This is a genomic window from Streptomyces paradoxus (genome assembly GCF_014202475.1).
GTDB classification, from domain to species: Bacteria; Actinomycetota; Actinomycetes; order Streptomycetales; family Streptomycetaceae; genus Streptomyces; species Streptomyces paradoxus.
In genome coordinates, this window is record NZ_JACHGV010000008.1 from 347,963 (window position 1) to 361,558 (window position 13,596).

Sequence of the window (13,596 nt, forward strand, 5' to 3'; positions counted from 1 at the left end):
GACGACGGCTGCGGCGTACGGTGCAGGAGCCTGGGGGCGGGTGTGGGTGCCGACGGGGCCGGTGCCGCCCTGGACGAACAGCGGCCGGGGCAGGCACCAGGCACTCCGCTCGACGAACGGCTGCCCGATCTCGGTGCCTGCCCCGGTCTGGCTCAGCGGGATCCCCGCTCGGCGACGAAGTCGTACGTGCCCGATCCGACCTGGAACACGGCTGCTCCGTCCTCCATGCGCAGGAAGCGGACTCCCTTCGCCTTGTCCGCCGGCCGCCCGCCTTCGGTCCCCGCGTCGCGCGAGCCGGCCGGGACATGGACTTCCGCGACGGTGTTGACCGGCACCGTCACCTTGAGGGTGAAGGCGCCGTCGCGGTCGGTCCAGCGCGACGACAGCAGGCCGTGGACGGTGTGGAGGCTTCCGGCACCCCGGGTGAGGTCGCCGCCGGGTACGGGAGCGATCCGGGAGCGCTTGTAGCCGGGCTCGAGGGCGGAGAGGCCACCGATGTTCTGGAACATCCAGTCACCCACGGCGCCGTAGGCGTAGTGGTTGAAGGAGTTCATGTCGACCGGACCGAATTCGCCGTCGGGCATGATCGAGTTCCACCGCTCCCACATGGTGGTGCCGCCCTTGGCGATCTCGTAGCCCCAGGACGGGTAGTCCTTGTGCAGGAGCATCGTGTAGGCGAGGTCGTCGCGGCCGATCCTGCTCAGCGCGGGCAGCAGCAGCGGCGTGCCGATGAAGCCGGTGCGCAGGTGGTGGTCGGTCAGGGCCAGTTTGGCGACGAACTTCTCGCCGACCTTGCCGACGAGCGCCGGGTCCGAAACGAGGTTCATGCCCAGGGCCATGGCGTATCCGGTCTGGGAGTTGCCCTTCACGGTGCCGTCGGCAGCGACGTAGGCCCGGGTGAAGGCCTTGCGGATGTCGGCGGAGAGCTTGCGGTAGTCGGACGCCGCCGACTCCTCGCCCAGGGCATCGGCGGCCTCCGCCATCATGCGGGCGTTCTCCGCGTAATAGGCGGTGCCCAGGACTCCCTGCTCGGTGGGGTCGTCCAGGTGCAGCCAGTCGTTGGTGAAGAAGGTGGTGCGGCCGGGCTCCAGCAGGTCCGCGCCGGCACTCTCGCGCACGAACTGGAAGAACTTGCGCATGGCGGGGTAGTTGTCGCGCAGGATGCGGGTGTCGCCGTAGGAGCGCCACACGTGGTACGGCACGGTGATCATCACGTCGGACCAGCCGACGCCGCTCTCGGCGAACTGGCCCTGGGGCGTCGGCACGACTGCGGGCAGATCGCCGTTGGCGTGCTGGGAGTTGCGGACGTCCGTCATCCAGTGGGACAGGAACGCGCGTGTGTCGACGAGGTAGTTGGCCGTCGGGGCGAACAGGCTGATGTCGCCCGTCCAGCCCAGGCGCTCGTCGCGGGCCGGGGTGTCGGTGGGGATGGACAGGAAGTTGCCGCGCTGGCTCCAGGAGATGTTGCTGACCAGCTGGTCGAGCATGCTGTCGGAGGTCTTCAGCGTGCCGGTGGAGGGGAGGTCGGAGCCCCAGACGACGCCCTGGACGTCGTCGAGCGCGGGAGATGAGTCCACTCCGGTGATCTCGATGTAGCGGAACCCGTGCTGGGTGAAGGTGGGCTCGTAGGTGACCGTTCCGGAGTCGGCGAAGACATAGCGGTCGGTGACCTTGGCGCTGCGGAAGTTGTCGGTGTACAGGGTGCCGTCCTTGTTCAGCACCTCGGCGTAACGGATCTTCGCGGTCTGGCCGGAGGAGCCGGTGAGGGTCAGCCGGGACACGCCGACCATGTTCTGGCCGAGGTCGTACACGTACGTCCCGGAGCTGGGCTCGGTCCTCTTCCGGGCCTTGAGAACCTGGGTCTCCCGCACCGGCTCGTCGCTCTGCGGGACGAGCAGGGCGGTGCGTGACTCCACCTTCGCGGCCGCTTCCCAGCGGGCGTCGTCGAATCCGGCGCGGCTCCAGCCCGCCGGCTTGAGGCGGGCGTCATACGTCTCGCCGTCCTGCAGGTCGGCCTTCACGTAGGGTCCCTCAGCCGCTTTCCACGAACCGTCCGTGGCGATCCACTGGACGGAGCCGTCCGTGTAGGCGACGCGCATCTTCGCCACGAGCGCCGGGGTGTTGCCGTACTGGCGGCTCCAGCCGATCCCGACCTTGCCGGCCCACCAGCCGTCGGCCAGGGACGCGCCGATCGCGTTGTCGCCGCTCTTGAGCAGTCTCGTGACGTCGTAGGTCTGGGACTGGATGCGCTGGTGGTAGTCGGTCCAGCCCGGGGCGAGCACCTGGTCGCCGACCCGCCGGCCGTTGACCTCCAGCGCGTAGACGCCGAGCGCGGAGACGTAGACCCGTGCTGAGGCGATCCTCTTGCCGGGCTCGGTCGCGAAGCCCTTGCGCAGCAGCGGCATCGGCCGGACACCGGGCCCGTACAGGGCGTCCGTGGTGCCGGAGACCGAGAGGGCGGAGTCGGCGACGTCACCGCCGGAGAAGGGGTTCCGGCCCGAGGCGAAGTCGGTGTCGAGCAGAGTGCTGCCGTCGGCTGCGGTCACGACGGCGTCGTAGACCGTTCCCCGCTCGCCGCAGCAGGCGTGGGTGCGGAAGCCGATGTAGCCCTTGGCGAACGTGGGATCCGTGAACGTGCTGACGAGCTTGCCGTCGAGAGTCGTCCTGATCGTGTCGCCCGCCACGTCGTAACGCACGGTGTGCCGGTCGGCGAGGAACGATGCGTTCGTGAGGCCATAGGGCGCGAGATCCACTTCCTGAACCACGCTGTAAGCGCCCTTGACTTGCTTGTGCAGCCTCAGTGCCGGGCTTGCGCCGGTGACGTTGAACTGCCACATGTATCCGTTGGCCGCGTCGGGAGCGCGCAGGAACATGCCGAAGGCGGCGTTGTCGAGCTTGAACCGGACCGTCGCGGTGTAGTCGGACCACCGGTCCAGCTCACTGGGAGCCTCGGCGCGCGTGATCCACTGAGCGCCGTCCCAGTCGCCGGCATCCAGCAGGCCGGTCTCGAAGTACGCGTCCGTGCTCCACCGGCTCACGGCTCCCTTGTCGTCCCAGGCACGGACGCGCCAGTAGTAGCGAGTGGCCGACTTCAGGTCCGGACCGCCGTATTCGACGTCGACCTGCCGGTCGGACCTCACCTTTCCGGACGACCACACGTCGGCGGCCCCGGGTTCGCGTCCGACCTGTATCTCATAGGCCTGTTGGGTCGTCGCCCGCCGCTCCGACACCAACTGCCATCCGAGAACCGGGGTTTCAGCACCGATACCGATGGGATTGGTCCGGCCGTTGGTGTTCAGGGCCCGCACGGTGAGAGGGGCGCCGGAGGCGGACGCCGCCGGGAACAGGGGATCGGGCAGGACGGTCACGCTGCCGAGAACCGCGAGCACGACGAAGCCTCTGAGGAGGCCGAGCATGATAGGTCGCCTGAGGAGCATGGCTTCTCCGGTCTACTGAATCGTTTCAATCAGGCAGGTCGCGGGGACAGTAGTCGTGTGACGTGTAACACGTCAATACGTGGGTCGGTGCGGATTGCCGCCGAAGTCGCTCCGGTCGAGGGGGAGTCGTTCTCACGCGGAATTCCTGACATGTGTCAGGACCGTCCCTGCCGGTTCCCTCCTAGCCTTTCGTGCACCGTCCTTCAGTGACAGCAGGAAGAGGGATACTTCATGCGACTTCACCTGCGCGTGCGCGCCGCCGCGCTGACCGCGGCCGCCGCCCTCGGGAGTCTGGGCCTGATCGTGCCCACGGCCTCGGCGAGTGCCCAGCACCAGTGCACGCTCGAGACGAACGCCTACTACTGCTACAACGTCTACGCCGCGAAGGTGTACGACAAGTTCGACGGCACCGGCAAGGTCGTCGGCTATATGTACTCCACCTACAGCTGGTTCAGTTGCCGGCTCGACAACGGCGGCTACGTGGGCGGCCCGCACCCGAACCGCTGGCTGCTGACGAAAGCGGACAACGGTGTCTGGGGATGGATGAAGGACACGTCCGTCAGCTCCGAGACCGACCCCCTGATCCGCTGCAACTGACCGCCCGCGCCGGTCCTGGACGCGCAGCAGCGCCGTTACGGCGACCGTGGCCACCCGGACCGTGAGGGCGCGCAACGAGCCGGGCTCCACATCGTCTCCCGCGCCTTTTCCGTCCCACTCACGCAGAAGTTCTGCTGCCGTCCCCGATAACTGCTCACACCAACTGCTGTGCACCGTTGGTGCCGCTTGTGCCGAGTGGCGCAGTTACTCGTCGTCGAGCTGGTGGTCGGCCCAGACGTAGCTTTCGGGGAGCAGGTCGGTGATGCGGACGGTTCGGATGCGGTCGCCTTTTCCGACGATGACTTTGAGATCGGGGAAGTAGTCGAGAAGGACCTGGCGGCACCGGCCGCACGGAGGGACCACTCCTCGGTTGCGGTCTCCCACGGCGACGACAGTGTCCAGTTCGTAAGCGCCCTGGGCGGCTGCCGTGCCGATGAGGACGAGCTCGGCGCAGGGTCCTCCGGTGAAGTGATAGGCGTTCACCGCGGTGACGATCCGGCCGTCCCGGGCGCGGGCCGCGGCTGCCATGGTGTGGTTGTCGCCCCGGCAGTGGGTGCGAGCGATGTGCGCTGCGGCCGCTATGAGTTCGTCGTCGATGGTGTGAGTCTGCGTGGTCATCGGCTCTGCTTCCGTTCGGTATGAGGCGACGTTGACTCGAGCGACCAGGGCGTGCAAGCGATTTCCGGCGCAGGCGCGAGGAAGTCCCGTCTCAGCGGCATGCTGTCGATGCCGTCGACAGCAAGCAATTGCGCAGCGGCCTATCAGGTCGACGTGGTTCGGTGCGGTACCCGATCATGGGTTCATGCCCCTGAGCGAGACCCTTGCCCGAGTTGATGCCGACCTGGCCGCCTGCCGGATACCCGTCGCGCGCCAGCGTTTGCGCGGTCTGGTCTCATCCTTTCCGCACGACCTGACGCTCCGTCGGCGTCTGGCCGAGGTGTACCGGCTCTACGGCGATGCCGCCGAGGCGGGACGCTGGATGTACCTCGAAGAGGACCGCAACGCCGACGAGACCGCCGCCTTCGAGGCGCGGTACAGGTCTCCCGGGTGGCGGATGAAGGCCCTGGCCTGGCGCGGACCGGAGACGACGGCTGCCACCTCCTTCGCGGAGAAGCAGCGGCTCGCCGTGCGGACGGCTTGGGCTGAGGAGCTGGGACACCCCGTCGACTGGGACGACCCCGCCTCCTACCGGGAGGGCGTGGAGAAGAAGTACGACGAGCCATGGACGGTCGGTGGTGTGCTGGCGGGCGTCGGCTGCCTGGTGGGGGCCCTCGGGTTCATCGCGATCTGGGTCAATGGCGTCGTGGCGCTCTTCGACTGACCCGGATCACCATGCGGCCGGTGCCGGTGCCGTGACGTAAGACTTCCGTCATCCGCGCCGGGGTACACACCGCCCACGTGCCCTGTTGAACAGAGCGGAGAAAGCACTCAGGGAATCGGGGCGGGCATGAGGCGTGGACGGAAGACGTGGGCAGGCCGTTGACCATCGGAGTGCTGGTGGCAGCGGTCACCGGTGTCTCCCTGGGGTTGCACTGGTTCCAGCCGTGGAAGCTGTGGCAGGACGAGACCGTGCAGGAGGCCCTGCCCGGTGCCGTCGCACCGGCACCACCTCCGGCCGGAACATCCTCCGTGTCGATCACCACGGTCTGCAGCATGTAACGGTGGGCGGGATCGGCCGGGTTGGCACTGGTGAGCTTGCCCGGGGCATGGACGGTGTACCGGTGGCGGCGCCGGTCTCCACGCTGACGGCCGTGGCCTGGTTCCTGAGCGTCGGAGGCGTCCTCCTGCTGGCCGAGTGCGTGCCACCGTGCCCCGCCAACGGGCTGCTGCGCATGGTCCTGCCCTTCGCCTCCTGCCCGTCGCATGGCGACTGACCTGATTCTTCGTACGGCCCCTGTACCGGCTCTTCCCCGACGAACCCGGCCGGCCCGATCGCGGCGAGGCACGGGACTGACGGGTCGGCCCGGGCTGGGGCCTGGCCGTCGACGCTCTCAGCTTCGCGCTCGCCGCCGCGTCCTTCGCCCTGATCCGCGTCCAGGTCGCGCGGCCGGCGCCCAGCCCCGGCCTCGTGCATGAACTGCGCGTCGGCTGGCAGGAGTTCACCTCCCGCAGCTGGGTGTGGGTGATCGTGGTGGCCTTCTGCTTCCTCAACGCCGGCATCACCGCCTCGTTCTCGGTCCTCGGCCCTGCTGTCGCCGACACCACCGGAATCGGCCGCAGCGGCTGGGGCCTGGTCGTCGCCGCGGGCTCGCTCGGCGCGGTCGCCGGCAGCGTACTGTCGCTCCGCTGGCGGCCCCGGCGCGCGATCCTGGTCGGCTGCGCACTGATGGGCCTGACGGCGATGACCCCGCTGCTGCTCGCGCTCGCCCCGTACACCTGGGCGCTGGTGGTGGCCGACTTCGTGGCCGGCGTGGGTATCGAGCAGGCCGGCGTCGCCTGGTACCCCACCCTCAACGAGCAGATCCCCGAGGACCGCCTTGCACGCGTCTACGCCTACGACGACCTCGGCTCCTACCTCGCACTCCCGCTCGCCCAGTTCGCCGCCGGACCCGCTGTCCTCCTCCTGGGCCTCCATGCCACCCTCTACGCCGCCGCCGCGCTCATCCTCCTCGCCACCCTCGTCATGGTCGCCACCCCCTCCATCCGCGCGCTGGTCCCGACCACCCGCGGAACCGCTGCCGGCCTCCAAAGAGCCGGTGGCCGGCTGAAATCGGGTCTGCTGCCTTCGAATGGACGGCCATGCAAGCCATTCAGCGACTGGCAGAGGGGACGCTGATCGGACCCTGGGCCGTAAGATCTCGGCGCGAGGCGGTGCCGCAGTGGCCGAGTGCTCGCCCAAAGGAACCTCGGAGAATCCCATGCACCGTCCTCTCGTCCTCGCCGCTGCCGTTGCGCTGCTGTGCGCCGGCTGTTCCACGGCCGACGCCGAAGACCGCGACAAGACGGCGGCCGCGTCACCGTCAGCATCGTCCTCCGGCTCCCGCACTGCCGTGCGCACAGCCGTGGCGGCTCTCCGTGCGGACAGCGCCGGGTTTCGCCAGGAGGTCGAACTGGAGGGTGAGGGTCAGGTCTACGGCCTCACCGTCACCGGCGGATTCGACTTCGCCGCGGACAAGGGCCACCTGGCGGTGGACCTCCCAGGGGGCGCCATCGACCACAGCGACCAGGTCTTCGCGGACGGCAAAATCTACATCAGCGGCGTCCAGGGAATCGGCGAGGATGCCTGGGGGGTCATGCCCCGGGACGAAGCGGAGGCGCACTACCTGCTGCGAGCCCCGCTCAACGACCCCGAGCACGTCTTGGAGCAGATTGCCGCGATGCGCAAGATCTCACGGGAGGGCGAGGAGAACATCAAGGGGGTGCGCACCGTGCGCTACCGCGGCATCCTCGACCACCGGACCGTCACCCTGCGCATGGCCCCGGACGTGAGCACGAGGATGAACCAGGCCCGCGACAGCCTGGGCAGCGACCTGCCGGTCTTCGCCGATGCGTGGGTCGACGGCCGGGGACGGCTGGTGCAGACCCGCATGAGCGTGAACATGTCCGGTACGCGGGCGACGCTGACCATGGCCCTCTCGGACATCGGTGAGCCGGTCCGCGTGACCATTCCGCGGGCCGCGGACACGGTCCCCGTCACCGAGGTCGGCGGCATCCTGAACGGCTGAACCGAGAGGCCGGGGCCCGGAGTCCAGGCTCAAGGTCAGTGACGTGGCCGGTAAGGTAGTGCTCTTCGGGCTGCTTGGCTCCGGAGTCCCAGAGGCGATCGCTCATGAACCTCCGCCCTCTCCCTGCTGTTTCCGATGACGCGATACACAACGTGTGGCGGCTTCCCGCCGCTGATGCGATGCGGGGACACCGAGCCCTTTGGTGGAGCGTCGGGCCCGCCGGGGAGCTCGCGGTCCTGTTGGTCCACCGGCGGTATCTGCATCACGCCCGCTACGTCAAGGGGTGGATCAGGTGGTGGCCTGAAGTTCCGTTCACGGGCGAGCTGGTCACCGTCACGGGCCAGGAGGAGCGGCGCATCCCGGTGAAGGACATCCGGATGCGGCCCAGCCACTTGGCCCTGCTTCCGAACTCCCGCTTCCTGCTGGTGAGCGGGCGTACGTCCCGCACCGAGACCGAGGGGCTCTGGGCGTCCAACGCTGTGGTGTTCTCCTCGTCCGGGACACCGGAGGCCGAATTCTGTGTCGGCGATGACATTCCCGCCCTGGTCACCGACGTCCACGGTGGCATCTGGACGGCCTACGGCGATGAAGGCATCTACGGCGGCCACCCCGAGTCGGGAGCGGGCCTCGCGGGCTGGGACACCCGGGGCAGGATCTCCTGGGCTCCCGGGGGCCGCCTGCCCGACCACCCACTGGAAGGCTGCACCGCCGCGACCGAGAACGAACATGTATGGCTCGTCTGGTACTCCGGGAGCAGCAGGGGCGGCACCTTCCTGACACGGATCACCCCGTCCACCGGCGACGTTGTCAGCTACCCCAGCCCCGTTCCCGATCCGGACGGATTCGCGGTCTGCGACAACAGGGCGGTGCTCACTCGCCGCGACCACAACAAGCGGTCCGTTGAACTCGTACGTGCCGAGCTGAACGGCTCCACCTGGGCAGTGACCGGCCGCCGTCGGCTACGGGTGCCCGGTCGAGTCGTCATGCACTGTGGCCAAGGCCGCGACGGTTCCCTCTGGCTCCGCGCGGGCAACACATGGTTGCGCATAGAAGCATGAACAGCCCGGATCCCCGGTGCTCGCTTCCGGCAGAACCTCCGTGTTGCGACCAAGGGCCCGTCGGTGAGGGCGACCTACTTCAATGCGGCCTTCAGCGCATTCGCAGTGGGCCCTGAGTCCGTGGAAGGAACCTTCCAGCGAAACGCGACGCCGTCACCGTCGACGTAGACGAGGGTGCCGCCCTTCTCGACGCGGGTGATGTCGAACGCAACGGTGTCGACCTGGTGGGTGTGGGCCCGCACCACTGGCTTGCCACCGCCATCGTTGAAGCCGATGGGGGCGATACGTCCTGCGCCCGCGCTGTTTCCGGCCTTGATGGTCTTCCCGTCAAGCGTCTTCCACCGGAAGCCGCCCTGGGCGGCTGTGGTCGTCACCGACTCCTCGGCCCGATTCCCTGCTCTGAACGCGACCACAGCGAAGAGACCGCGCTCCGGAGCGCCGGCGCCGGCCTTGTCGACGTAGACGAGGGTTTCCGGGGTGATCTGCGCGGTGCCTTTTCCGCTGGCGCCGGCGGTGTCGGCGGTCTGCCCGAACGTGAGCGCGGTGCTTGGGCTCGGGTGCGGATCACTCTGTCCGTCACCACCGGAACAGGCAACGAGACTCAGACAAGTTGCGGCGAGCACGGATGCTCTGGCGACATGGAGCATGATCCCCCCGGACCGGAACAGACGCACCAGGCAATTGCTGCGACACGCTAGCAAGCCCCTGGACCATCGCCTGTTCGGGGGCAGCCCGGGCTCCTCGTGGTCGTTCATGACGAGAGGGACTCTCACCATCAGTTGGCCGCCCGCACGACGATTCAGCCCCCGGCGCCGAGAACCCCCCGATCCTGGGCCGCGGTGCGCCTCAGCGCCAGGGCCGCGATGTCGTCGTCGAGCCTTCCGCCGCTGTGCTGGAGCAGATCCCGGTGCAGCTGGTCGAGCAGCTCGCGGGGGTGCTCGGGGTCCTGCAGCCGCATCCAGTCCGGCAACGGGAAGAACTGGCCCGTGTGGTCCCGGGCCTCCGATACGCCGTCCGTGTAGAGCAGCAACTGCGCACCCGGGTCGAAGGCGACGGTGTCGATCCAGTAGCGGTCTCCGATGAGCGCCGCGAGGTTGAGGGGCGGGGAGGGGATGGTGGGCACCAGGACCCGGACCTTCCCGCACTGCGCGATCAACGGAGGGGGATGCCCGCAGTTGAGAATTCTCAGCCGGCCGCCGCCGGGCGGGATCTCGGCCAGGAGAGCAGTGGCGAAGTGCTCGGGCTGGTCCTGGACGGGAAACGCGGCACTGTGGCGCGTGACGGTGGTCTCCAGGCGGTGGACGATGCCCAGCAGGTCGGGCTCGTCGTAGGCGGCTTCCCTGAAGCAGCTGATCACCGCCGAGGCCGCCCCCACCGCGGACAGACCCTTGCCCCGTACGTCGCCGATGAGCAGCCGGACCCCGTACGGTGTGCCGATCGCCTCGTAGAAGTCGCCGCCGATCCTGGCCTGTTCCTGGGCCGCCAGATACAGCGATTCGATCTCGACGCCCTCGATGCGGTGCGGCAGCGGGCGTAGCAGCACCTTCTGGGCCGCGTCGGCGACGAGCCGGACCTGGAAGAGCGTCTCCTCGCGCTGAAGCCGGACGTGGCTGCCGTACGCCGCCGCCAGGGTGACCGCGATGATCGCGGCCGATGTGTACTGCGTCCCCAGATCGGTGTGGAAGAAGCTGAGGACGATCATGAGGAGCAGGCAGAACGCCCCCAGTGACATCGTGGGCAGCACGGGCCACATCGCGGCCGCGAGGGCGGGCGCGGCGGGCAGGAGGCGGCTGAAGGCGATTTCCCTGGGGGTGGAGAACGCCAGGCCGGCGATGAGAACGGTCAGGACCAAGGGCGCCAGCCGGGAAGCCTCCCATCGGCCGCTGTAGGCGGGGCGACGGCGCCACGGCCGTGCAGACGTGATCACAAAAGCATCTTATCGGGCTAATCGGTCACAGGGCGGGGAAGGATCATGCGGACGCGAGATTTCCCGGCGGACGACCAGGTTCCGAGAGGAGAGTGCGCACGGCGCTCAGCTGCACAGACGCCCGAGATCAGTCGAACAGGGGTCGGGTGCGCCCTGGCCACTTGGGATCACCGGTGTTAAAAAGGTCGCATGGCGAGTCGTTTCGCCCGTTTTCAACACCTGTCGGTCAAGCGTCTGATCACCCAGAGCACGCGGACTGTAGCCGGGCAGGTGTTGGTTTTCCAGGTGGCCCTGGTGGTGCTGCTCGTGGCCTGCGGCGTCTTCGCCCTCATCCTGCAGTCGGAGCGGGACAGCAGCGCCGAGGCCAGGCGCCGCTCCACAGCCGTGGCACAGACCTTCGCGCACTCGCCGGGCGTCCTGGCGGCATTGCAGACCCCGGATCCCAGCAAGATCCTCCAGCCGCTCACCGAGGCGGCACGCCGGGCTGCCGATGTCGACTTCATCGTGGTCATGGACACCGAGGGCATCCGGTACACGCACCCCTTGCCGGACCGGATCGGAAAGCGGTTCGTGGGCGAGATCGGGCCGTCCTTGGCGGGGAAGGTCTATGTGGAGAGCGTCGACGGTCCGCTCGGTCGCGAGGTGCAGGCCACTGTCCCGATCAGGAACGCCGACAGCGAGGTCGTGGCCCTCGTCTCGGCCGGGATGAAGGTCAAGAACGTCGAAAGTCAGTTGAACCGGCAACTACCGATCATTCTGGGCGCGGGCGCCGGAGCCCTCGTGCTGTCCGCCGGCGTGACGGCACTGGTGGGCAGGCGGCTGCGACGGCAGACCCACAGCCTCGCCCCGGACGAGATGGCCCTCATGTACGAGCACCACGACACAGTGCTCCACTCCGTTCGGGAAGGGGTGCTGATCGTGGCCGCCGACGGGCGCCTGATGCTGGCGAACGACGAGGCCAGACGGCTGCTGGAGCTGCCCCCGGACATCGAGGGGCGGCTCGTCTCGGAACTGCCGGGCCTCGATCCCGACACCAAGGCACTGCTCGCCTCCGGGCGCGAGGTGACCGACGAGGTGCACCTCTCGGGAGAGCGGCTGATCGCGGTCAACCAGCGGCCCACGGGTCGCGAGGGAGGGCCCAGGGAAACGGTGGTGACACTGCGCGACTCCACCGAGCTGCAGGCGGTGACGGGCAGGGCGGAGGTGGCACGGGAGCGGCTCAGGCTGCTGTACGACGCCGGACTCCACATCGGCACCACTCTGGACGTGCTGCGCACCGCCGACGAATTGGCGCGGGTGCCCATTCCCCGCTTCGCGGACTTCGTCACCGTGGACCTGGCCGACGCCGTCCTGCACGGCGAGGAACCGGCCCCCACGGGGACGGACATGCGACGCGCGGCCGTGTCCGGCATCGTGGACGACCATCCGCTCACCGAACAGGGCCGGCTTTTCGACTATCAGCCGTCCACACCGCATGCGCGCGGCTACGGCAGCGGCCGCTCCCAGCTGGTGAGCGATCTCCCGGCCGCCACGGACTGGCGCGTGCAGGACCCAGGGCGGGCCAAGGCGATCATCGACTACGGCATCCACTCCCTCATCACCGCGCCCATCCAGGCCCGTGGCGTCGTGCTGGGCATGGCCAGCTTCTGGCGCACGCGGCAGCATGAGCGCTTCAACGAGGAGGACGTGTCGCTGGCGGAGGAGCTGGTGGCCCGTGCCGCGATCAGCATCGACAATGCCCGCCGCTACACCCGCGAACACGCCCTGGCGGTCACCCTCCAGCGCAGCCTGCTGCCCCAGGCCATGCCGCAGCAGAACGCCCTCGACATCGCCTACCGCTACCTCCCCGCCCAGTCGGGCGTGGGCGGGGACTGGTTCGACGTGATTCCCATGCCGGGCAGCCGGGTGGCACTGGCCGTCGGCGATGTGGTCGGCCACGGCCTCCACGCCGCCGCCACGATGGGACGGCTGCGTACCGCGGTGCACAACTTCTCCGCCCTCGACCTGCCGCCCGACGAGCTGCTGAGTCATCTGGACGACCTGGTCGGAAGCATCGACCAGAGCGAGACGGCGGAGAGCGCCGCGGGCGTCGTCGGCGCCACCTGCCTGTACGGGATCTACGACCCCGTGACGAGCCGCTACGTCGTGGCACGGGCGGGGCATCTGGCGCCCGCGCTGGTCCGGCCAGACGGGACCGTCACCTTCCCTGAGGTGCCCGCAGGTCCACCGCTGGGCCTCGGCGGCATGCCGTTCCAGACCGCGGAGCTGTGCCTCGCTGAGGGAACCCAGCTCGTCCTGTACACCGACGGCCTTATCGAGGACCGCAGACGCGACCTGGACGTGGGAATGGAGCTGCTGCGCGATGCGCTCGCCGGCAACCCCGGCCGGCCACCCGAGGAGACCTGCCAGGACGTGCTGGACAGTGTGCTTCCCGGGCGTCCCAAGGACGACGTCGCCCTGCTCGTCGCCCGCACGCGGCTACTGCCGCGCGACCGGATCGCCGACTGGGACGTACCATCGGACCCCGCCGCCGTCGCGGGTATGCGCGACGCCGTGTCCCGAAGACTCGAGGCATGGGGCCTGTCGGAGTTCGGCTTCACCATGGAGCTCATCCTGAGCGAACTCATAACCAACGCCATCCGCTACGGCTCCGGGCCGATCCATGTGCGGCTGATCCGCGACCGTGCGCTGATCTGCGAGGTGGCCGACGGCAGCAGCACCTCACCGCATCTGCGCTACGCCGCGACGACGGACGAGGGCGGCCGGGGCCTGTTCCTGGTGTCGCAGATGGCTGAGCGCTGGGGAACCCGCTACACCCCGCAAGGCAAGGTGATCTGGGCCGAACAGGCCCTGCCCCAGGTCCCGTAGCCCTTGTGCCCGGCTGCCAGGCCCTGTCGGGCAACGTGTCCGCG

The 13,596-nt window shown here is 68.9% G+C and carries 12 protein-coding genes; 8 read left to right on the plus strand and 4 right to left on the minus strand.

Translation table 11 applies throughout. From position 1 onward, the window contains the following. Positions 1-152: 152 nt before the first annotated feature. Entirely contained in the window at positions 153-3,416 is a 3,264-nt protein-coding gene (locus tag HNR57_RS26495; RefSeq protein WP_184563573.1) for a family 78 glycoside hydrolase catalytic domain, read from the minus strand. A 252-nt stretch (positions 3,417-3,668) separates the two neighbouring features. On the opposite strand from HNR57_RS26495, the gene HNR57_RS26500 reads away from it, so the two are divergent. Next, positions 3,669-4,034, plus strand: coding sequence for a hypothetical protein (locus HNR57_RS26500; RefSeq protein ID WP_184563575.1), 366 nt, complete (start codon positions 3,669-3,671; stop codon positions 4,032-4,034). A gap of 204 nt (positions 4,035-4,238) precedes the next feature. On the opposite strand, the gene HNR57_RS26505 is transcribed toward HNR57_RS26500, so the two are convergent. Next, positions 4,239-4,652: a cytidine deaminase family protein gene (locus HNR57_RS26505; RefSeq protein ID WP_184563577.1), complete on the minus strand. Its 414-nt coding sequence runs from the start codon at positions 4,650-4,652 to the stop codon at positions 4,239-4,241. Between the two features lie 184 nt (positions 4,653-4,836). Here HNR57_RS26505 and HNR57_RS26510 point away from each other — a divergent pair, with 184 nt between their 5' ends. The 6 genes from HNR57_RS26510 (at position 4,837) to HNR57_RS26535 (ending at position 8,757) form a co-directional block, all read left to right on the plus strand. After that, positions 4,837-5,355, plus strand: a complete 519-nt coding sequence (locus HNR57_RS26510) for a DUF6584 family protein (protein ID WP_184563579.1) — start codon at positions 4,837-4,839, stop codon at positions 5,353-5,355. Positions 5,356-5,501: 146 nt separating this feature from the next. Next, entirely contained in the window at positions 5,502-5,693 is a 192-nt protein-coding gene (locus HNR57_RS26515) for a hypothetical protein (protein WP_376772289.1), read from the plus strand. A 47-nt stretch (positions 5,694-5,740) separates the two neighbouring features. Next, a complete protein-coding gene (locus HNR57_RS26520; RefSeq protein WP_184563581.1) occupies positions 5,741-5,908 on the plus strand; it encodes a hypothetical protein in 168 nt (55 codons plus the stop codon). Between the two features lie 152 nt (positions 5,909-6,060). Continuing rightward, on the plus strand, positions 6,061-6,810 hold the full coding sequence (locus HNR57_RS26525) for an MFS transporter (RefSeq protein WP_376772293.1): 750 nt from the start codon (positions 6,061-6,063) through the stop codon (positions 6,808-6,810). 82 nt (positions 6,811-6,892) lie between these two features. Then, the gene (locus tag HNR57_RS26530) at positions 6,893-7,699 is read left to right on the plus strand and encodes an SCO4651 family lipoprotein (RefSeq protein WP_184563584.1); all 807 of its coding nucleotides are present in this window, start codon (positions 6,893-6,895) and stop codon (positions 7,697-7,699) included. Between the two features lie 179 nt (positions 7,700-7,878). Beyond that, on the plus strand, positions 7,879-8,757 hold the full coding sequence (locus tag HNR57_RS26535) for a hypothetical protein (protein ID WP_246554943.1): 879 nt from the start codon (positions 7,879-7,881) through the stop codon (positions 8,755-8,757). 74 nt (positions 8,758-8,831) lie between these two features. On the opposite strand, the gene HNR57_RS26540 is transcribed toward HNR57_RS26535, so the two are convergent. Continuing rightward, complete coding sequence (locus HNR57_RS26540) at positions 8,832-9,404, minus strand: hypothetical protein (RefSeq protein ID WP_184563586.1); 573 nt, start codon at positions 9,402-9,404, stop codon at positions 8,832-8,834. 152 nt (positions 9,405-9,556) lie between these two features. Further along, positions 9,557-10,684: a PP2C family protein-serine/threonine phosphatase gene (locus HNR57_RS26545; protein WP_376772291.1), complete on the minus strand. Its 1,128-nt coding sequence runs from the start codon at positions 10,682-10,684 to the stop codon at positions 9,557-9,559. Between the two features lie 189 nt (positions 10,685-10,873). Between HNR57_RS26545 and HNR57_RS26550 the strand changes: the two genes are divergently transcribed. Next, positions 10,874-13,552 (plus strand): SpoIIE family protein phosphatase, encoded by a 2,679-nt coding sequence (locus HNR57_RS26550; protein ID WP_184563588.1) that lies wholly within the window; start codon positions 10,874-10,876, stop codon positions 13,550-13,552. Positions 13,553-13,596 lie beyond the last annotated feature (44 nt).